Genomic DNA, 19,036 nt, shown 5'->3' on the forward strand with positions numbered 1-19,036 from the left:
GGCTTTTTTTCTGTGTTTTATCATGTTAAGGTGCAAACTTATATATTGATCATGTAGCGACTTTATCTTTATTCTTATTCATGATAGGATTAGTAACTTTCTGGTTATTTTATTCATCAACTCACATATGTTTGTTTTTATGGTAGACTTTTTCTGCGAGCTAGTTTAACAACTCTATGATAATGTATTTGATTTGATGTTTTAATCAAATAAAGAGTCGAGAAATATTATTTCTCGACCCTTTGAATATAATAATCTGGTGAATAAGCGGTACGGTCAAAATTTGTATTTTGACCTAAAATTTCAGTAGCGATTTGCCAACCGATAAATGGGCCATTTGTTAGACCAGTTGATCCCAGACCGCTAGCGACCCAGACGTTTTGCATGTCTGCGATCGTTCCATAGAATGGAGCATAGTTCGAGGTGTAGGCACGAGTACCGATACGAGTTCGTGCAACAGGGAAATTAGCTAGTTCAGGCATAAACTCTGCCGCCTTTTCATGCATGGCCTGAATTTTTTTGCTATCAAGAGATAAATCGTAGCCCATATCATCCTCGTGTGTAGCCCCGATGATAAACTTTCCATCTTCAAAAGGTAGGAAATCAATCTCTCCATACGGCATGCACACTGGCCAGTGGTCACTCTCAAAGTCAGTATCTAATTCCAGTAGCTGACCTTTTTGCGGTCGGACATCAACCTGATAACCAAGTGGCTCCAAAATATGCGGTAGCCATGCGCCTGTTGCTAGAATAATAGAATCTGCTGTCAGTATTTGGTCACCTACTTTGACTGTGTGAGCATCGAGTAATGTTGCCTCTCCTTTCAAGCAGCTTCCTCCATTTTTCAGAAACTGCTCCTGTAGAATATCTATCAAGCGTCCGCCATCAATTCGACCGCCCCCTTCTAAATGAACGCCGAAATAGTCGGGCTTGAGCGGGGGAAGATAGGTTGTGATTTCTGGACCTACAAGTGGTGTAATCTTGCCAATTGTTGGAGCATCAAGGCGGCGTTCCTCAGCAATTTTTTGGATCTTATCTAGCAATTCTGGCTTACTTTTAAGACCAATTGTTCCAGTCTGTTTAAAAGGGATGTCACTAGCGCCAGACTTTTCCAAATCATCTACCAATTGACGATAGAAGACCGCTCCGTCTGAGGTCAGCTTATACCAGTCCTTGTTTTTCTTCTGGGCCATCCAAGGGCAGATGATACCAGCAGCAGCACGAGTTGCTGTTCCGATACCGGAATCGATGAGGGTAAGGTTGACATTTACTTCTTGGGAGAGATAGAAGGCTGCGGTTGAACCAACGATTCCTCCACCTATAATGATTACTTGTTTCTTCATAATGTTCATTATATCACAAATTTATCAGTTTATTTATTTTTTTCAAGATGTTACAATAGAAAATAATAAAAATAGAAAGGGGTTTGCGTGTCAGATAATATGTATCCAGAGGTCCTAACGGTTGGAAGTGGGACCATTAAGGTAGCAGCAGTAGGTGATAGCTTGACCTACGGATATGGATTGGAAAATCGGGAAAGGGATGCCTATCCCTGTGTTTTGGCAGATAGGTTGGGAGCTCACTATCAAGTTTCAAATTATGGTTTGAGTGGTCGTTCTCTTCAATCAACGGCAGATTATCCTTACTTTTTAGAAAAAAATGCTCAGTTGTTGCTTGATAATGACGCAGATATTATTATCGTAATGATTGGTAGTAATGACAGTCGCGCTCCTTATTGGAATAGGGAGAGGTTTCAGAGAGAATATCGAGAAATGGCAGAGCGTTACATGAAGTTGCCTAGTCAACCAGATGTGTATTTGGTTGTTCCTCCATTCGTACCTACCAGTCGTTTTGGGCTTAATAATCGAATTATTGAAGATGAGCTACAGGTGATGATTCCTGAAATTGGGAAAGAGTTAGGCTTGTCGGTTATCAATCTTTATCCACTAACTAAAAATCACTTAGACTACTATAGCGATGGGTTGCATTTGAACCCGCTAGGAAATCAGGTTATTGCTGAGGAAATTTACCGCCATCTCATGAACGAAGCGTTTTGAAATATGGTATAATAGAGTTGAAATGGAGAGATTATGGTAAAAAGAGATTTAATAAAACAAGTTAGCTTATTCATTTTATTGATTCTTGGCATCATTGGGTTGAGGCTTTGGCTGTTTGAACCTGTTACGATTACAGCGGAGATGGCAAATAACTATTTGAAGAAAAATGACTTCATCGTGACAGCCCGCAATGTTCGTCTACATCATGGGGATTTTATCCTGTACAAACATGAGGGAAAAGAGTATGTCAGTCGTGTGATTGCGATTGAAAATGAGAGTGTTACCTACATGGATGACGTTCTTTATCGCAACAATATGATCATCCCAGAAAATTATCTGAAGACTCCTCATTCTCAGGAAAGTTATACAGAAGACTTTACCCTGGGAACCTTGACGGGAGGGAAGTATGATGTGATTCCAAAGGGACAGTATTTGGTTCTCAATGATGTTCGGACGAATCGGAAGGATAGTCGAAGTTTTGGTTTAATTGCTGGAAAAGACATTATTGGACGACTAACTTTTCGAGTTAGCCCTTTATCCGAATTTGGTTTTATTAAGACAGGACTGGTCCGGTAGGACCAGTTTTTTCAGTAATATTCTTAGAAACTTTTGCTTCATTTTTTAATAGTTGACTAGACCAATTTAGATATTGACAAAGATAGAATCTTTTTATATACTGATTTTATCAGTCTTTTTTTGATATAAATCTGACTAGACCAATTTATGAAAAAATGAAAGTCAATGCCCAGCATTGAAGGTGATATGTATGTGTGGAATCGTTGGTGTTGTAGGAAATACAAATGCAACTGATATTTTGCTTCAAGGACTTGAAAAGCTAGAATACCGTGGTTATGACTCAGCAGGTATTTTTGTGACAGGAGGTGAACAGTCTCATTTGGTAAAGGCTGTTGGGCGTATTGCTGAACTATCAGCGAAAGTAGGAGATAAGACCGAAGGTAAAACCGGAATCGGTCACACTCGTTGGGCAACGCATGGTAAACCGACTGAAAACAACGCTCATCCACATACTTCTCAAACTGTTAGTCACGTTCTTGTTCATAATGGTGTGATTGAGAACTATGCAGAAATCAAGGAGGAGTACCTGACAGGTCACGACTTGAAAGGGCAAACCGATACAGAAATTGCTGTGCATTTAATTGGTCATTTTGCTGAGGAAGGGCTATCTACCTTGGATGCTTTCAAGAAAGCTCTTCATATCATTCAAGGCTCTTATGCATTCGCTCTGATTGATGTAACAGATGCTGATACAATCTATGTGGCTAAGAACAAGTCACCGCTTTTGATTGGTCTAGGTAGTGGTTACAACATGGTCTGTTCAGATGCTATGGCTATGATTCGTGAAACCAGTGAGTATATGGAAATCCATGATAAAGAACTGGTTATTGTGAAAAAAGATAGTGTTGAAGTGATGGACTATGAGGGAAATAGTATCGAACGTGGTAGCTACACTGCGGAACTGGATTTATCTGATATTGGTAAGGGAACTTATCCTTACTACATGCTAAAGGAAATTGATGAGCAACCAACTGTTATGCGTAAACTTATTAGCGCTTATACCAACGAAGCTGGTCAGGTAACAGTTGATGCGGATATTATCAAAGCAGTACAAGAAGCAGATCGTATTTATATCTTAGCTGCTGGAACGTCTTATCACGCAGGATTTGCCGCAAAAGATTTCTTGGAAAAATTGACGGATACTCCAGTAGAGTTGGGAATCTCATCTGAATGGGGTCACAATATGCCGCTTCTGAGCAAGAAACCTCTCTTTGTGATGATTAGTCAATCCGGTGAAACAGCAGATAGTCGTCAGGTTTTGGTGAAAGCCAATGAAATGGGAATCCCTAGTTTGACTGTGACGAATGTTCCCGGCTCAACACTTTCACGCGAGGCAACTTATACTATGCTGCTTCATGCAGGTCCCGAAATTGCAGTGGCTTCTACAAAAGCTTACACCGCTCAAATTGCTACTTTGGCAATCTTGGCTAAGGCTGTCGGTGATGCAAATGGCAATGCCTATGCTAAGGAATTTGATTTGGTGCATGAACTGTCTATCGTAGCTCAATCCATTGAGGCTAGTCTGTCGGAAAAAGATGTTATTGCTGAAAAGGTTGAGAAACTTTTGGCAACTACTCGCAATGCTTTTTATATCGGTCGTGGTAGCGACTACTACGTATCCATGGAAGCAAGTTTGAAGTTAAAAGAAATTTCCTATATCCAATGTGAAGGCTTTGCTGCCGGGGAGTTGAAGCACGGGACCATTTCGCTTATCGAGGAAGGAGTGCCAGTATTGGCTTTGATTTCAAACTATCCACATTTGGCTAGCCACACACGTGGAAATATTCAGGAAGTCGTGGCGCGTGGTGCCAATGTTTTGACAATTGTGGATCAAGCAGTAGCCAAAGAAGATGATGATATTATTGTTACGACTGTTCATCCATTCTTATCATCTATTGCCATGGTTGTGCCGACGCAGTTGATTGCATACTATGCAACGCTTCAACGTGGTCTGGATGTTGATAAGCCACGTAATCTGGCTAAGTCAGTAACGGTTGAATAAGTATAAGGGAGATTTGGATTTTCAAAATCTCCTTTCCTTTTCTGCAAAATATAAAAAATTAGGGAATTTATTAAAAATTCTGAAAAATCCTTTGAAATAAAAGATATTTTTTGATATACTAGAACCCAATCATTCTTTTAGGAGAGCTTTATGGATTATGTTTTGGAAGTTCTGCCCAGTCTATTAAATGGTGCAGTTATCTCCCTTCAGGTATTTTTTCTCGTATTGATTTTATCCTTGCCTTTGGGAGCCATTTTTGCCTTCTTGATGCAGGTTAAATTTAAGCCTTTACAGTGGTTGCTGCATATTTATGTATTGATTATGCGTGGGACACCTTTGCTTTTGCAACTGATCTTTGTTTATTATGTCTTGCCGAGCGTAGGAATTACGTTTGATCGGATGCCAGCGGTTATTATCGCTTTCACGTTTAATTACGCAGCATATTTTTCAGAAATTTTTCGTGGCGGGATTGAAGCCATTCCTGCTGGTCAGTACGAAGCAGCCAAGGTATTGAAATTTACACCTGTTCAGACCATTCGTTATATTGTTTTGCCACAGGTCGTTAAAATTGTTTTACCAAGCGTCTTTAATGAAGTGATGACCTTGGTTAAGGATACATCTTTGGTGTATGCTTTGGGAGTTAGTGATCTTTTGTTGGCTAGTCGCACAGCAGCTAACCGAGATGCTAGCTTGGCTCCTATGTTTATCGCAGGAGCCATCTACCTCCTGATGATTGGTGCTGTCACTCTTGTTTCTAAGCAAGTGGAAAAGAAATTTGATTACTATAGATAGGAGAAAGTCATGTTAGAATTACGCAATCTATCAAAACGTTTTGATAATAAACAGATTTTCTCCAACTATGATTTGCTCATTCCAGAGGGGAAAATTATTGCCATTGTTGGTCAATCTGGCGGTGGGAAGACTACTCTTTTGCGGATGTTGGCAGGTTTAGAATCAATTGATTCGGGAATCTTGATTTATAATGGTCAGGAACTGCCACTTGATGAGTTAGGAAAGCGACATTTGCTGGGCTTTGTCTTCCAGGACTTCCAGCTTTTTCCACACTTATCCGTATTGGAAAATTTGGTTCTCTCTCCAATGAAAACGCAAAATATGTCGCGCTCGGAGGCGGAAGATAAGGCCCGTAAACTCTTGGATACCCTAGGTCTAGCAAATCATGCTACTTCCTATCCATTCTCATTATCAGGTGGACAGAAGCAGCGTGTAGCCTTGGCCCGTGCTATGATGATTGATCCTGAGATTATTGGCTATGACGAACCAACCTCAGCCTTGGATCCTGAATTGAGAAAAGAAGTTGAAAAATTGATTTTGGAGAATAGGGCGACAGGTATTACACAAATTGTGGTAACCCACGATATGCAGTTTGCTGAGAATATCGCAGATGAAATCATCAAGATTGAACCGAAACATTGAGGTAAATAAGATGATGAAGAAATTTTTCCTTGGAGCTGCGGCTCTTGTGATTAGTCTGGCTCTTGTGGCCTGTGGATCAACTAATTCAGCAACTAAGGTTGATAAATGGTCGACTTATGAATCTAAAAAGTCTATTACGATTGGTTTTGATAAGACCTTCGTACCGATGGGATTTGAACAAACAGATGGCTCTTATACAGGCTTTGATATAGAGTTAGCAACGGAAGTATTTAAAAAATATAATATCAGTGTTAAATGGCAACCAATTGATTGGGACTTGAAAGAGACAGAATTGAACAATGGTAATATTGATTTGATTTGGAATGGTTATTCGATAACAGATGAGAGAAAAGAAAAAGTTCTCTTTACAAATCCTTATATGGATAATCAACAAGTCCTTGTAGCTAAGAAGACTTCCAATATTAGTCAAGTATCTGATATGAAAGATAAGATTTTAGGTGCTCAAGCAGGATCATCAGGTTATTCTGTTTTTGAATCACAACCAACCATTTTAAAGAACATTGTGAAAAACAATGATGCCAGCCAGTATGCGACTTTTAATGAAGCACTGATTGACTTGAAAAATAATCGTATTGATGGACTCCTGATTGATCGTGTGTATGCGAATTACTATTTGAAAGAAGAGGGGATTCTAGCAGATCACAACATTATTGATGCTGGCTTTAAAAATGAAGCTTTTGCAGTTGGCGCACGTAAATCTGATACAACTCTTGTAGATAATATCAATAAAGCATTCGCTGAACTATATAAGGAAGGCAAGTTCCAAGAAATCTCTCAAAAGTGGTTTGGAGAGGATGTGGCAACAGCCACAATAAAAAAATAAGGAAAGAGCCGTAGTGCTCTCAGATTGAAGAAAAAGTCCATTTTGGAGATATTCTTCAATCTTTTTTCTTTTATTTAGAAAATTAAAAACTCTGAGAAATGCAGGTATAACAGTATTTGTCGGAGTTTTCATTATATAGTAGTCAATCTTTAAATTTGAAATTATTCTAATGTTGATAGGGGGGCTACGCTTTGAGAACTGTAGTGCTCTTTTTTTCTGTTGAAGGATAAGCGATAAGCTAGAGAGACCAGATAAGAAGTCTATCTCTAGTCCAGAATTTTAAAACGCCCATCAAAAAAGACTTAGGATCAGCATTTTGACTGATTCTAAGTCTTTTACGGTTTTATAGAGTTTTGCTCATTTTCAAACTTGTTTCTTAGAAATCTGATGGAAGATGACGGTCCAATTTTCATGACGACGCCAGAGAGAGGTGTGAACATAGTTGCCAATTTCAAAGGTAACCAGTTTTGACTTTTGACTGACAGATACCATTTGGTAGTTGGATAGGTAGAGTGTTTGAACAGGATGTTGCGCAAGCATTTTCTCTTTATTATAGTAACAACCGTTGTCATCAATTAAAAGGTACTGGTCATCAATCAGGTTTTCGTACCCCTTGGCATGTGATTGAATCTCGGTTTCAAGGCGGAAGAGTTTATCATAGAGATGTTCGTACATTTCGTCATGAGGAAGTTCAGAGGGTTCTACGTGAATATCCACATCGAAAACTCCATGTTTGAGAATCAGGAGTTGTTCCACTTGCTCGGTAATTTCATGGCTCTCGTAAACGGATAGATCAGGATTCATTTCCAAGACAATATCCAGATAGATATTGGCGCCGTAAGTTCGTCCACGCTGTGATTTGACAGAGACAACCTTAGGTAATTTTAATATGTCTTCTTCGTATTTATGAAGAAGCTCCTCATCAAAGCCATCTGACAAGGTGAAGAAGCTTTCCATAAAAATATCGTAAGCTGTTTTTAAAATGAAGAAGGTAATAATGATAGCAGTAATCTTATCAACGATTGGAAAATTTAGAGCAGCAGCAAAGATGGCAATGGAAGTTCCGATAGAGGTAATCGTATCAGATAGGTTATCCTTAGCAGCAGCCTCCAGCGCTTTGGAATGTACTTTCTTGGCTAAGCGATGGTTGTAAAAATAGACAGCTAGCATGACTAGAGCAGAAAAGATTCCAACAATAGCCCCCATGATATCTATTTCGACAGATGTATTGGTCAACAATTTTTGTATAGTATCGTAGAGAACTTGAAAACCAACGACAAACATAATAAAAGAAGTGATCAAACTAGCCAGATCTTCCATTTTCCAGTGGCCAAATTTATGATCAGTATCAGCAGGCTTTTGAGCTATCCTCAGACCGATAAGTACGGCAATATTGCCGATAATGTCGGAAATATTGTTGAAGGCATCAGCAGTCAAAGCAGCAGAATGGAAGAGGTTTCCTGCGGTCAGTTTCACACCAGAGAGAAAAAAGTAGGCGAGAATAGAGAGGATAGCCCCACGCTCGGCTAACTTTAAATTATGGATTTGTTGCTTCATACGAACCTCCTCAATAGTCCCTATATTCTAGCAAAAAATGACTGGAAATTCAAATGGAGGAGGGAGTAGTCTAGCGAATCGTCACATATGAATCTTCACATTAAATAGTGGGATAGAGGATTGGTTTGAAAGAGAGTGATATTTCCTTTAAAAATCAAAAGAGCCCAAGAGCTCTTTTGGATCAGAATATTTCAATATCACCGGTTTGACTTTGAATATGTAGTTCAGCGCTTGCCTGCGGAGCGTGATAAGCAAAACCACGCCCGTTTGGTGATAGAGTTAGATTTGTATCGCAATCACCAAAGGCAGTTTCGATATATAGCGACGTAGTGTTCGCATTACTGTGGAAATCACGGAAAGAAATGTCGCCAGATACGTTTGTCAGGGAAGTTTTTCCAATAAATTGGCAATTTGTCAACTCCATGTCTCCACTAGCGCAATCTATGTCAAGGTTTTCCAACTGAGAAAGGGTACAGTCAATATCACCAGAGGCAAGCTCGATTTGTAATTGTTTCACCTGACTATTGGTGAGGCTAATATCTCCACTACCAATTTGAAGATTTCCTTTATCGATTTGACAAGAAAGAAGCCCTATGTCACCTGCGCCTGCACCTATGTTCATCTGTGAAAGGTGACAGTTTTTGCATAAAATATCTCCAGAACCAGTTTGGATTGTTCCCCCTGAAATAGCTAAATTTTCCAGATTCACATCGCCATTTCCAAGTTGGACAGTGAGTACTTTTTGCTGGTAATTTTTTGGAAGATATAATTGAAAATGATTGTCTGAGAAGATTTGCTGAGTGATATCTTGTATAAGAGTTTTTAAAGTGAAGTTAGATGAAAAAATTTCCTTTTGATTAAAAGATTGTCGAATTGTTAACAGGTCTGCTTGATTTTCTATCGTTACACCACTATCCTCATCACAAAGTAGGTAGGCAGTTTCTTCATTTGTTGGTAATATGGATAAATCTGCTGTGTCAAACCTAATAGATAATCGCTTAAAGTCTAATAAATCTATTCGCTTCTTCTCTTTATCAAAGTCTGACTTTGCTTGCGAAAAGCTTGATTTTTTCTCCCTGCTTTGCTCTCTCTGAATGATTGTAGGAGTAGAAGCAAGTTTACTCAATAATTCCTTGGCAACTTCTTCTGGTGTACCAAGATCCTTTAGGATAGCATCTTCATTTTCAGCTCCTGCTTCATCAAAAAGTTCGGTGAAATATTCCATCGCTTCATCGTATTCTTTTCTTGAAAGTGGTTGTAGCTTTACTTCTAATTCTTTTAAAAATTGTGTGCGTGTCATTTTCTAATGCTCCCTTCTATAATACCATCAATCTGCTCCTTGTAAGCCTTCCATTCTTCTTGCAAAAAGGGAATGTGTCCACGTCCAAGTGCAGTAATAGTGTAGTATTTCCGCTTTCGCCCTTGATATTCCTGCGAATAAGTGGTGACATAACCAGCAGTTCCTAATTTTTTTAAAATGGGATAGAGTGTAGATTCCTTGATATCTGCAACAATCTTGATGGTCTGACTAATCTCATATCCATAGGAATCCTGCTTTTCAATGATGGAGAGTATCAAAAATTCGATTAAAACTGATGATACGGGATAGTACATATTTGCCCTCCTTTTATATAAATATTTTATATATAAATTTTATACCTATGAATTTCTTTTGTCAAGGGAAATATATAAAAAAATTATATATTGATAGAAAAACCATTAAAAATATGAGATATGATATGATAAAACAGATTTAGGAGGCTTTGAAATGGCGGAGATTTTGATTCGAGCACTTGGTTTTTTACTAGTGATTGCTCTAGGATATATGCTAAAATTACGGAAAGTGGTGCGACGGGAAGATGCAGGAATTTTTTCGGCCATTGTGATGAATGTGACCTTACCCTGTACGATTTTGGTATCAGCTTCTTCAGTCCAACTGGGAGAAGGGTTACTTATTCCCTTGCTTTTTGGATTTGCTATGAATCTCGTGATGGATGGGATTGGTTACTGGGAGGCCCGTGGAAGAGGCAGTCGAATCCAGAGTATTGGCTTTATGCAGATTTCAGGTTATAATATCGGAACCTTTACTCTTCCCTTTGTACAGGCTTTTTTTCCAGTGAGTTATCTGGTACCTGTTTTACTGTTTGACACGGGGAATGCTCTTATGGTACTAGGAGGAAATTATACTCTAGCAGTTGGTCTTGATAGTGAACGGTAGAAGATGGGAATTGCGAGTATAGTGCGAAATTTATTTGGTTCGGTTCCGTTTGCTGTCTACCTGCTGACATTTGCTTTTTCTAGTCTAAATCTGCAAATTCCCAGTCGGATTTTATCTATTACTTCTATAGCGGCCAGTGCCAATCCATTTTTAGCCATGCTTATGTTGGGTATCCTTTTTGATTTGAAGCTAGATCTGAAAAAGATAGGGCGATTGATATATTTGCTCTGTCTGAGGTTGTGCATAAATATCCTTATGGGAAGTATATTTTATTTCCTTCTCCCTATTGACAGAATGATGAAAAATCATGCTGTTGGTTTGTCTAGCGTCACCGATTTCCGTCATGTCCCCTGTTTATGCTTTAAAGCTTGGAAGTTATTCAGCAGAGCCCGCCAATCTTAATTCCTTATCCATCTTGGTCAGTCTAGTGTTGATGATGCTGTTAATCGTAACCGCCCAATAACGAAGTATCTATAAAAATAATCCAACCTCCTTTAAACTGTTAATAGAAAACAGAAATGGAGGTTTTTTCATTATGCCAACACCTATCGTCCCCTTAAACTCACCCCCACAGTCTCGTCACTTTGAGAGAAAAAACAGAAACGCTACTCTGCTGAAAATTCGTCCCGAAAAAGTAGAACTCACTTTCTTTCATTACTATCAACCATGAGGTATTGGAAACCATCTTGGACAAGGTACTAGCCTATGACCATCCGACTCAGTGATTTAGGTCAAGTTTACTTGGTCTGTGGAAAAACAGATATGCGTCAAGGGATTGATTCCCTCGCCTACCTTGTCAAAAGTCAATTCAATCTAGATCCCTTCACAGGTCAGGTCTATCTCTTCTGCGGAGGTCGAAAAGACCGATTCAAAGCTCTTTACTGGGATGGACAAGGATTTTGGTTATTGTATAAACGTTTTGAAAATGGGAAATTGACTTGGCCAAACAATGAAGAGGAGGTTAAAGCCCTCACTTCCGAGCAGGTGGACTGGCTCATGAAAGGATTTTCGATAAGTCCTAACATAAAACCTACAAGAAGTCGTGATTTCTATTGAAATGATGGCTTTTCTTTGTGTATAATAAGATAAAAAGAAGGAGGCTCAATCGTATGGATGAGTTAATGGCAATTATGAAACAACAGACCTCAACGATTGAACAACTTACCAACGAGTTGACCCTCCTTCGTGAGCAGGTTGAATATCTGAGACAGAAACTCTACGGAAAATCATCCGAAAAGGTAGTGCATCAACCCGGTCAGCTGAGCTTGTTTGGTGAAGAAAGTCTCCCTGAAGAAGAAGCTGACTTACCCAGTTGAGACAGAAACGATTACCAATAAACGCAAGAAAACTAAGGGAGTTCGTCAGGCTATTTTTAGTCAGTTCACTCCAGAGATAGTTCATCACGAATTACAGGGCGAAGACTGCCTTTGTCCAGACTGTCAGGGGCCGTTGAAGGAGATTGGCACAACGGTTCAACGTCAAGAGTTGATCTTTATTCCTGCGCAATTAAAACGGGTTGACCATATCCAACATGCCTATAAGTGTCAGGCATGTAGTCAGAAGAATCTCAGCGATAAGATTGTCAAGGCTCCTTTAGCCCATAGTTTAGGATCAGCCTCTATCATTGCTCATACGATTCATCAGAAATTTAATCTGAAAGTGCCGAATTATCGTCAGGAAGAGGATTGGAACAAGCTCGGCTTACCGATTAGTCGCAAGGAAATAGCCAACTGGCATATCAGGTCTAGCCAATATTATTTCGAGCCGATTTATGCCCTTCTACACGAGAAGTTGCTGGAGCAGCCCATTCTTCATGCGGACGAAACCTCTTACAAGGTCTTAGAATGTGATCGTCAGTTAACCTACTATTGGACCTTCTTATCTGGAAAACAGGAAGCGCAAGGGATTACCCTCTATCACCATGACAAGCGCCGAAGTGGTTTGGTTGTTCAGGAAGTTCTTGGGGATTATGAGGGTTATGTTCACTGTGACATGTGGAGTGCTTATCGCAAACTAGCCAAGGCTCAACTAGTTGGTTGCTGGGCACATGTGAGACGGAAATTCTTCGAGGCAACTCCCAAGAAGGCGGATACGACCTCTCTAGGCGCTAAGGGATTAGCTTATTGTGACCAATTGTTTAGCCTTGAAAGGGAATGGGAGGGATTATCAGCTGAGGAGCGATTGTACAACCGACAGGCAGAGTTGACTCCCTTGATGGATGAGTTCTTTGACTGGTGTCGCAAACAAGCTGTTTTGCCAGGGTCTAAATTGGGTACTGCTTTAGAATACAGCCTAAAATACGAATCCACCTTCAGAACCATTCTCTCGGACGGCAACTTAGTCCTGTCTAATAACATAGCTGAGCGAGCGATAAAGGTCTTAGTTATGGGATGTAAAAATTGGTTGTTCTCTCAGAGCTTTGAGGGCGCCAAGTCGACAGCTATCATTCTGAGTCTTTTGGAAACAGCCAAGAGACACGGCCTTGATTCAGAGAAATATATGACTTATCTTCTAGAACACTTGCCTAATGAGGAGACACTCGTAAAAAAGGAGGTGCTAGAGGCTTATTTACCGTGGAATGAAACCATTCAACGGAACTGTAAATAGAAAAACATCCCAGAGTCAAATATAGACTTTGGGATGTTTTCTATATACTCCGTTATGGGGCGGTTACTGTTAATCTTTATGTTTGCATGAAAAAAGCCTTCGTATGCACTGAGCTTCAGAAGTTAGAGAAAAATCTAACATTTTGGATGCGATTTAGTACATGAAGGCTTTTCTTATTGTCTGGGAAATTTACCACTTATACTCAATCAAAATCAGCTTAGGTGGATGTAGGTGTAGATAAAACTAGAGTTTATCAAGCAAGGTCATCAAAGTCTAAGCTTTATATTTGAAGAATATCAGTCGATAAAGAAATCCTGTGGCCCTTGATAGCGACTATCACTATTAAAGGCTAGGTAGAGGTTAAAGATAGGGGTAAAAAGGACATAGAAGATGGCTTGGATAGCAGATAGACCAAAACTGCGACCGAAACAATAGGTTAGATAGATACCATAAAGCGGACCAGCTATAAGTAAGAAAAGAATAAACCATCTCTTCTCATATCCAAATGCAATACATTGTTGGATGTAGAGATTGTAAATAGGAATCAAGGCCTTCCATCCTGCATAACCTGCTTTTTTAAAGAGGATATAGTTGGAAATGGTAACGAGGATAGTCCAAATTGCTGAAAACAGCAGTGCTGTTCCCCAAATACCAATGAGAAGACCTTGTATAAAGAATTCTTCTGTCATAGTGAAACTCCTTTCGTTTTTATATATCTATTATAACAGTATTAGTTCAATAATACAAGAATTAGATACAGATATTTTGGAATTTAAAAAAGTTAGATTTCTACCGGAAACCTAACTTTTTTGATTTTTATTTGTAGGATACAATACCCAAAATCACATCAACAGCCTTTTCCATGGTTTCAAGACTGACAAATTCGAAGCGACCATGCATATTTTCTCCGCCTGCAAAGATATTTGGTGTTGGAATACCCATGAAGGAAATCTTAGAACCATCTGTACCACCGCGGACTGGTTCAATCAATGGCTTAATGCCCAAGTTTTCCATTACATCCCTAGCGATTGTAATCGGGGTCATATCTTTTTCGATGATTTTTTTCATGTTGTAGTATTGATCGTGAAGATGAACAAGAACACGTTGTGTATCAAAGTTGGCATTCATTCTTTCTGCAATATCCAACATCAATTGTTTGCGAGCTTGGAAATCAGTCTCTTCAAAATCGCGGATAATGTAGTTAGTAGAAGCTCTATCAACACTTCCTTCCATATTCATCAAATGGAAGAAGCCTTGGTAGCCTTCTGTCTTTTCAGGTCGGTCTGTTTCAGGAAGTGCGTTGTGGAAGTCAATAGCCATTTGGAAGGCGTTAATCATCTGGTCTTTGGCAGATCCAGGGTGAACATTGCGCCCTAGGAAATCTATCTTGGCACTGGCAGCGCTGAAAGTTTCATATTGAAGCTCACCAAGTGGCCCTCCGTCCATCGTGTAAGCAAAGTCTACATCGAAGTCCTCTACATCAAACTTATCAGCACCAACTCCAATCTCTTCGTCTGGACCAAAGCCTACTCGAATTTCGCAATGCTTGATGTCAGGATTTTCTACTAAAAATTCAATGGCTGTCATAATTTCAGCGATACCTGATTTATCGTCAGAACCTAGCAAGGTCGTACCATCCGTAGTAATCAAGGTTTGCCCATGATAATTTGCTAATTGTGGGAAATCTTTTGGATGCAATTCGTAACCAGAGGTGCCAAGTGTGATTGGGCTTCCATCATAATGTTCGATTATCTGTGGATTGATACCCTCAGCATTGAAATCCGCTGTATCCATGTGAGCGACGAAACCAATCTTACGTGTCAAACTAGGATCATTGGCAGGTAGAGTTCCCACTGCAAAACCATTTGGCAGATAGTGAACATCCTGCAACCCAATGCGCTTCATCTCAGGTAACAGGATATTCTGAGCAAATTCTACTTGGTTTTGAGTAGATGGAGTAGTTGTCGAATTTTCATCTGAGCGAGTATTTTCTTTTACGTAAACTAAAAATCGATCTAAAAGTGTTGGATATTTCATATTTTCTCCTTCGTAAATCTTTGAATTGGTTTAATAGGGTATCAATTTGATGGGACATGCACTAGCCATTCTGCATCTTCGTTTCTAATTAGCTTCTCAATGACAAAATATGTTTTTTAATAGCTTTGGCAACACCGTTGTTGTCATTGGTATCTGTGATATCTTGGGCGATGGCTTTAACCTCGTCATTGGCATTTCCCATAGCAATACCAAGTCCTGCGAACTCAATCATTTCAAGGTCGTTATTGGCATCCCCTACAGCCATAATTTCTTCTGGTAAAATTCCCAGGCGGTTGGCCAATTTTTGCAGACCAGAAGCCTTGCTGGCCCCATTTGGTAAAATTTCTAAAAGATAATCCTGAGAACGAACGGTTGAGTATTTCTGGCTGAGGAGTGGATTGTATGCTGCTTCAAATTGATCAATTGCCTCCTTTTCACCGACGAACATTGCCTGAAAGAAGCGGTACTTTCCAGATTTTGCTTCTGTTAGGTCAATAGCAAACGGGGACATGCCAACGATTTGAGCATCCATACGAACAATCTTGTTAGCTTTTTCAGCCAGTACGAAATATTCTGCTTCATCAAATAGAGAAAGTTGCACGTCATCACTATTTGTAAAACTGCTGAGATGGTCAAGATCATCAGGGGTCAGTTCGTCCCAATCGATTAAACTCCAATCACGGGTAGAATGAGTTGAACAACCATTATTGACAATGATGAACTCGTTCTTGGTGTCAAAACCAAGTTGCTTGATGAAAGGCTTTACACCTATCAAGGGCCGTCCAGTACAAAGTACAACTGTGACACCTAACTCTACAGCCTTGTGGATTGCTTCAATCTGTGGTTGCATTAACTCTTTTTTCTCGTTTAACAACGTTCCGTCCATGTCAAGGGCGATGAGTTTTATCATAAGAACCTCCTTGTTTTAAGACTAGTATAGCACAAAATGGGGGAGGAGTGGTTGAAATACTTGAAAGACTGCTGTTATAATGGAATCCTTTCTTAGTTATGATTAAAAAATGATAAGCGGATAGATGATCATTGGTTGATTACCGATTTTTTTGGGTATAATAGAAGGAGAGATAAGGAGAGTATTATGCATAATATTACATGCCCTCATTGTGGGACGGCTTTTCAGGTTAATGAAACAGAATACAGTCAGTTGTTAGCTCAGGTGCGCGGTGCGGAGTTTGATAAGGAAGTCCATGAGCGGTTGGCGCGTGAGACAGAATTATTGATTCAGAAGGCAGAAAATGATTTGCAGACTCGACTGGGGGATAAGGATAAGGAGATCTTTGAGTTAACTGCCAAGTTGGACAAAATAGCTAGTCAGACTGAGTTTGACATCAGCTCTGCTATTTCTCAAAAAGATCAAGAAATTCAAGAGCTAAAAGCTCAACTAGATAAGATTGGTATTGCTAAGGATTTAGAGTTACAGCGAGCGGTGGCGAAGGTTGAAAAAGAGCGGGATGCGGCTCAAGCGGCTTTGGCTGTTCAGGAGCAGAAGCAAGAGTTGGCCCTTGCGAACACCCGTCAGGAGTATGAAGTGCGTCTAAAAGCTGCGGATGAGCAGGTGGAATTTTACAAAAACTTTAAGGCTCAGCAATCAACCAAGGCGATTGGGGAAAGCTTAGAGCTTTATGCTGAGGCAGAGTTCAATAAGGTACGCCAATTAGCCTTTCCAAATGCTTACTTTGAAAAGGATAACCAAGTGTCAGCGCGTGGTTCCAAGGGAGACTATATTTACCGTGAGCTTGATGAAAATGGGGTGGAAATCCTTTCGATTATGTTTGAGATGAAAAATGAGGCTGATGATACCATCAAAAAGCATAAGAATGAAGACTTTTTCAAGGAATTAGATAAGGATCGCCGAGAAAAAGAGTGTGAATACGCAGTTCTAGTGACTATGTTAGAGGCAGACAACGATTACTACAATACGGGTATTGTAGACGTTAGCCATAAATATGAAAAGATGTATGTCGTCCGTCCACAGTTCTTTATCCAATTGATTGGACTTTTGCGAAATGCTGCACTTAATAGTTTGAAATACAAACAAGAATTGGCTTTAGTTAGGGAGCAGCATATTGATATTACTCATTTTGAAGAAGACCTAGCAACTTTCAAAACAGCCTTTGCTAAAAATTATCAGTCGGCCAGCAACAATTTCCAAAAAGCCATTGATGAAATCGACAAAGCCATCAAACGTATGGAAGCTGTTAAGGCTGCCCTTACGACCAGTGAAAACCAACTACGTCTAGCTAATAATAAACTTGATGATGTCTCCGTCAAGAAACTGACTCGCAACAATCCAACCATGAAAGCTAAATTTGAAGCATTGAAGGGAGGATGAAATGGGCACAAAATATAAGTAACGTTGAGAGTTAAGATATGGAAAAGATAAAAAAAATTATTTTAATTGATGGAGAAGATAAGACAGGACGTATTGAATCAATTCAGTTGGTTCGTCATAAAGGTAAGTCTTGTATATTGATGCAATTGTAATGAAATATCTACATTTATATCAAGATAATCCATTGGAGTTTTTTGATAATTTTCATGAATTTAAAAAAGATGTTAAAGAATATCTTGATTTAATGATTTATGGAATTGTTATCAGGTAAAACGTTCAAGAATTATAGTTAGGAGGAATATTGAATGAACTATAAAAATCCATACGAAAAATTGTCTGGAAAACTAAATAATCGAAAGCTGGTAAATGCCGGGTTTTCAGAAAAAACTTATGATACAGGGAGTGTTAAGCTGAACTATGTGGTTGGTCCTAAGAATGGACCAAGTTTATTATTGATTCCTGCACAAATGGGTATGTGGGAAAGTTATAAGAAAGTACTTTTGCCACTGTCAAAAATTTTTCAAGTATACGCCATAGATGTGAGAGGTCATGGAAAGTCTTCTTGGACACCGGGGTATTATTCATGGGGAATTATTGGTGAAGATATAAAAATATTTGTAGAAAATGTAATAAAACAAAAAGTTATTATTAGTGGAAATTCATCAGGTGGCATTATCGCTCTTTGGTGTGCTGCTAATATTCAGGAATATATTTCCGGAATTATTCTTGAGGACGCACCCATTTTTTCTGCTGAAATGCCACGATTTAAAGAACAAGATAAATTTGTATATAACGGACTAAAGCACCTTGTTAATCAAATCGGAAATATACCAGATAGAGATTTAGCAAATTATTTTAAAGATATGGAAGTACCAGCCTCTGATAAGAGAATCAAAAGAATTCCAAATTGGTTTGTTAGTTGGTTGTCACGAAAGATAAAGAAGTTTCAAGATAAACACCCTGATAGTCCAGTCGAAATTGGATTCCCAGATAGTTTGCGTTTGCTAATTAAATCGTTATCTATGTTTGACCCGGATTTTGCCAGAGCCTTCGTTGATGGTAGATTTTATGATGGTATTGACCATGCAGAAGCTTTTGAGAAAACAAAATGCCCCATATTGCTTATTCAAGCCGATTGGAAGCGATACGAAAATCACGGACTTGTAGGAGCATTTGATGATGATGACGCTCAGCACGCTATTTCCTTAGCTCCGCAAATAATATATAAAAAAGTTTCCGCTAATCATGTTATTCATACTTTCAAGCCCAAAGAGTATATTAAATTATTGTCAGAATTTAGAGAAATAGTATCTGATAATTCTATATGTAATGGTGAATGATGAAGATGGTATCA

General features: G+C 39.2%; 19 protein-coding genes and 2 pseudogenes. 14 read left to right on the forward strand and 7 right to left on the reverse strand.

Annotated elements, in window-relative coordinates:
- Positions 1–227: 227 nt before the first annotated feature.
- Positions 228–1,343 carry an NAD(P)/FAD-dependent oxidoreductase gene (locus SR187_RS03860; RefSeq protein WP_120171577.1) on the reverse strand — a complete coding sequence of 372 codons (1,116 nt, stop codon included), beginning with the start codon at positions 1,341–1,343 and terminating at the stop codon, positions 228–230.
- A gap of 87 nt (positions 1,344–1,430) precedes the next feature.
- Here SR187_RS03860 and SR187_RS03865 point away from each other — a divergent pair, with 87 nt between their 5' ends.
- The 6 genes from SR187_RS03865 (at position 1,431) to SR187_RS03890 (ending at position 6,913) form a co-directional block, all read left to right on the forward strand.
- Positions 1,431–2,057, forward strand: coding sequence for a GDSL-type esterase/lipase family protein (locus SR187_RS03865; protein ID WP_120171578.1), 627 nt, complete (start codon positions 1,431–1,433; stop codon positions 2,055–2,057).
- Positions 2,058–2,090: 33 nt separating this feature from the next.
- Positions 2,091–2,633, forward strand: coding sequence for a signal peptidase I (gene lepB / locus SR187_RS03870; RefSeq protein ID WP_024531855.1), 543 nt, complete (start codon positions 2,091–2,093; stop codon positions 2,631–2,633).
- A 190-nt stretch (positions 2,634–2,823) separates the two neighbouring features.
- The gene (gene glmS, locus SR187_RS03875) at positions 2,824–4,635 is read left to right on the forward strand and encodes a glutamine--fructose-6-phosphate transaminase (isomerizing) (RefSeq protein ID WP_120171579.1); all 1,812 of its coding nucleotides are present in this window, start codon (positions 2,824–2,826) and stop codon (positions 4,633–4,635) included.
- A gap of 150 nt (positions 4,636–4,785) precedes the next feature.
- Positions 4,786–5,427 (forward strand): amino acid ABC transporter permease, encoded by a 642-nt coding sequence (locus SR187_RS03880; RefSeq protein ID WP_024531857.1) that lies wholly within the window; start codon positions 4,786–4,788, stop codon positions 5,425–5,427.
- A 9-nt stretch (positions 5,428–5,436) separates the two neighbouring features.
- Complete coding sequence (locus tag SR187_RS03885; RefSeq protein ID WP_024531858.1) at positions 5,437–6,069, forward strand: amino acid ABC transporter ATP-binding protein; 633 nt, start codon at positions 5,437–5,439, stop codon at positions 6,067–6,069.
- Positions 6,070–6,082: 13 nt separating this feature from the next.
- A complete protein-coding gene (locus tag SR187_RS03890; protein ID WP_024531859.1) occupies positions 6,083–6,913 on the forward strand; it encodes an amino acid ABC transporter substrate-binding protein in 831 nt (276 codons plus the stop codon).
- Positions 6,914–7,276: 363 nt separating this feature from the next.
- Here the strand turns inward: SR187_RS03890 and SR187_RS03895 are convergent, their stop codons facing one another.
- The 3 genes from SR187_RS03895 to SR187_RS03905 all read right to left on the reverse strand — a co-directional run bounded on the left by SR187_RS03895 (position 7,277) and on the right by SR187_RS03905 (position 10,084).
- The gene (locus SR187_RS03895; protein ID WP_120171580.1) at positions 7,277–8,470 is read right to left on the reverse strand and encodes a cation diffusion facilitator family transporter; all 1,194 of its coding nucleotides are present in this window, start codon (positions 8,468–8,470) and stop codon (positions 7,277–7,279) included.
- Between the two features lie 181 nt (positions 8,471–8,651).
- Positions 8,652–9,770 (reverse strand): DUF4097 family beta strand repeat-containing protein, encoded by a 1,119-nt coding sequence (locus tag SR187_RS03900; protein ID WP_120171581.1) that lies wholly within the window; start codon positions 9,768–9,770, stop codon positions 8,652–8,654.
- Entirely contained in the window at positions 9,767–10,084 is a 318-nt protein-coding gene (locus SR187_RS03905) for a PadR family transcriptional regulator (protein ID WP_024531862.1), read from the reverse strand. Before SR187_RS03905 ends, SR187_RS03900 begins: the two co-directional genes overlap by 4 nt.
- Positions 10,085–10,238: 154 nt before the next feature.
- Here SR187_RS03905 and SR187_RS10020 point away from each other — a divergent pair, with 154 nt between their 5' ends.
- The 5 genes and pseudogenes from SR187_RS10020 (at position 10,239) to tnpC (ending at position 13,295) form a co-directional block, all read left to right on the forward strand.
- Positions 10,239–10,688 carry an AEC family transporter gene (locus SR187_RS10020; RefSeq protein ID WP_231996447.1) on the forward strand — a complete coding sequence of 150 codons (450 nt, stop codon included), beginning with the start codon at positions 10,239–10,241 and terminating at the stop codon, positions 10,686–10,688.
- A gap of 535 nt (positions 10,689–11,223) precedes the next feature.
- Positions 11,224–11,413, forward strand: a pseudogene (locus SR187_RS10025) (hypothetical protein).
- Entirely contained in the window at positions 11,394–11,744 is a 351-nt protein-coding gene (tnpB, locus tag SR187_RS03920; protein WP_120171582.1) for an IS66 family insertion sequence element accessory protein TnpB, read from the forward strand. Before SR187_RS10025 ends, tnpB begins: the two are co-directional and overlap by 20 nt.
- A 53-nt stretch (positions 11,745–11,797) precedes the next feature.
- The gene (locus SR187_RS03925; protein ID WP_024533122.1) at positions 11,798–12,004 is read left to right on the forward strand and encodes an IS66 family transposase; all 207 of its coding nucleotides are present in this window, start codon (positions 11,798–11,800) and stop codon (positions 12,002–12,004) included.
- The gene (gene tnpC / locus SR187_RS03930; protein ID WP_167747248.1) at positions 11,961–13,295 is read left to right on the forward strand and encodes an IS66 family transposase; all 1,335 of its coding nucleotides are present in this window, start codon (positions 11,961–11,963) and stop codon (positions 13,293–13,295) included. The genes SR187_RS03925 and tnpC overlap by 44 nt, the downstream gene beginning before the upstream one ends.
- 296 nt (positions 13,296–13,591) lie before the next feature.
- On the opposite strand, the gene SR187_RS03935 is transcribed toward tnpC, so the two are convergent.
- From SR187_RS03935 to SR187_RS03945, 3 genes are all read right to left on the reverse strand, one after another.
- Complete coding sequence (locus tag SR187_RS03935; protein WP_024531678.1) at positions 13,592–13,984, reverse strand: DUF5684 domain-containing protein; 393 nt, start codon at positions 13,982–13,984, stop codon at positions 13,592–13,594.
- Between the two features lie 127 nt (positions 13,985–14,111).
- Positions 14,112–15,332, reverse strand: a complete 1,221-nt coding sequence (gene pepT, locus SR187_RS03940; RefSeq protein WP_120171584.1) for a peptidase T — start codon at positions 15,330–15,332, stop codon at positions 14,112–14,114.
- An 88-nt stretch (positions 15,333–15,420) separates the two neighbouring features.
- On the reverse strand, positions 15,421–16,242 hold the full coding sequence (locus SR187_RS03945; RefSeq protein ID WP_024531680.1) for a Cof-type HAD-IIB family hydrolase: 822 nt from the start codon (positions 16,240–16,242) through the stop codon (positions 15,421–15,423).
- A gap of 186 nt (positions 16,243–16,428) precedes the next feature.
- Here SR187_RS03945 and SR187_RS03950 point away from each other — a divergent pair, with 186 nt between their 5' ends.
- The 3 genes and pseudogenes from SR187_RS03950 (at position 16,429) to SR187_RS03960 (ending at position 19,022) form a co-directional block, all read left to right on the forward strand.
- The gene (locus SR187_RS03950) at positions 16,429–17,682 is read left to right on the forward strand and encodes a DUF2130 domain-containing protein (RefSeq protein WP_120171585.1); all 1,254 of its coding nucleotides are present in this window, start codon (positions 16,429–16,431) and stop codon (positions 17,680–17,682) included.
- A gap of 130 nt (positions 17,683–17,812) precedes the next feature.
- Positions 17,813–17,953, forward strand: a pseudogene (locus tag SR187_RS03955) (TetR/AcrR family transcriptional regulator); the annotation flags it as partial.
- 34 nt (positions 17,954–17,987) lie between these two features.
- A complete protein-coding gene (locus SR187_RS03960; RefSeq protein ID WP_120171586.1) occupies positions 17,988–19,022 on the forward strand; it encodes an alpha/beta fold hydrolase in 1,035 nt (344 codons plus the stop codon).
- Positions 19,023–19,036 lie beyond the last annotated feature (14 nt).

Origin of the sequence: Streptococcus ruminantium (assembly GCF_003609975.1) — a bacterium.
Taxonomy (GTDB): Bacteria; Bacillota; Bacilli; order Lactobacillales; family Streptococcaceae; genus Streptococcus; species Streptococcus ruminantium.

Excerpts from the sequence above, each read along its gene's own strand:
- SR187_RS03895 (WP_120171580.1), bottom strand. The coding sequence starts at position 8,470 with ATGAAGCAACAAATCCATAATTTAAAGTTAGCCGAGCGTGGGGCTATC.
- SR187_RS03890 (WP_024531859.1), top strand. The coding sequence starts at position 6,083 with ATGAAGAAATTTTTCCTTGGAGCTGCGGCTCTTGTGATTAGTCTGGCT.
- pepT (WP_120171584.1), bottom strand. The coding sequence starts at position 15,332 with ATGAAATATCCAACACTTTTAGATCGATTTTTAGTTTACGTAAAAGAA.
- lepB (WP_024531855.1), top strand. The coding sequence starts at position 2,091 with ATGGTAAAAAGAGATTTAATAAAACAAGTTAGCTTATTCATTTTATTG.
- glmS (WP_120171579.1), top strand. The coding sequence starts at position 2,824 with ATGTGTGGAATCGTTGGTGTTGTAGGAAATACAAATGCAACTGATATT.
- SR187_RS03960 (WP_120171586.1), top strand. The coding sequence starts at position 17,988 with ATGAACTATAAAAATCCATACGAAAAATTGTCTGGAAAACTAAATAAT.
- SR187_RS03935 (WP_024531678.1), bottom strand. The coding sequence starts at position 13,984 with ATGACAGAAGAATTCTTTATACAAGGTCTTCTCATTGGTATTTGGGGA.
- SR187_RS03900 (WP_120171581.1), bottom strand. The coding sequence starts at position 9,770 with ATGACACGCACACAATTTTTAAAAGAATTAGAAGTAAAGCTACAACCA.
- SR187_RS03860 (WP_120171577.1), bottom strand. The coding sequence starts at position 1,343 with ATGAAGAAACAAGTAATCATTATAGGTGGAGGAATCGTTGGTTCAACC.
- SR187_RS03905 (WP_024531862.1), bottom strand. The coding sequence starts at position 10,084 with ATGTACTATCCCGTATCATCAGTTTTAATCGAATTTTTGATACTCTCC.
- SR187_RS10020 (WP_231996447.1), top strand. The coding sequence starts at position 10,239 with ATGGCGGAGATTTTGATTCGAGCACTTGGTTTTTTACTAGTGATTGCT.
- tnpB (WP_120171582.1), top strand. The coding sequence starts at position 11,394 with ATGACCATCCGACTCAGTGATTTAGGTCAAGTTTACTTGGTCTGTGGA.
- SR187_RS03945 (WP_024531680.1), bottom strand. The coding sequence starts at position 16,242 with ATGATAAAACTCATCGCCCTTGACATGGACGGAACGTTGTTAAACGAG.
- SR187_RS03880 (WP_024531857.1), top strand. The coding sequence starts at position 4,786 with ATGGATTATGTTTTGGAAGTTCTGCCCAGTCTATTAAATGGTGCAGTT.
- SR187_RS03885 (WP_024531858.1), top strand. The coding sequence starts at position 5,437 with ATGTTAGAATTACGCAATCTATCAAAACGTTTTGATAATAAACAGATT.
- SR187_RS03925 (WP_024533122.1), top strand. The coding sequence starts at position 11,798 with ATGGATGAGTTAATGGCAATTATGAAACAACAGACCTCAACGATTGAA.
- SR187_RS03950 (WP_120171585.1), top strand. The coding sequence starts at position 16,429 with ATGCATAATATTACATGCCCTCATTGTGGGACGGCTTTTCAGGTTAAT.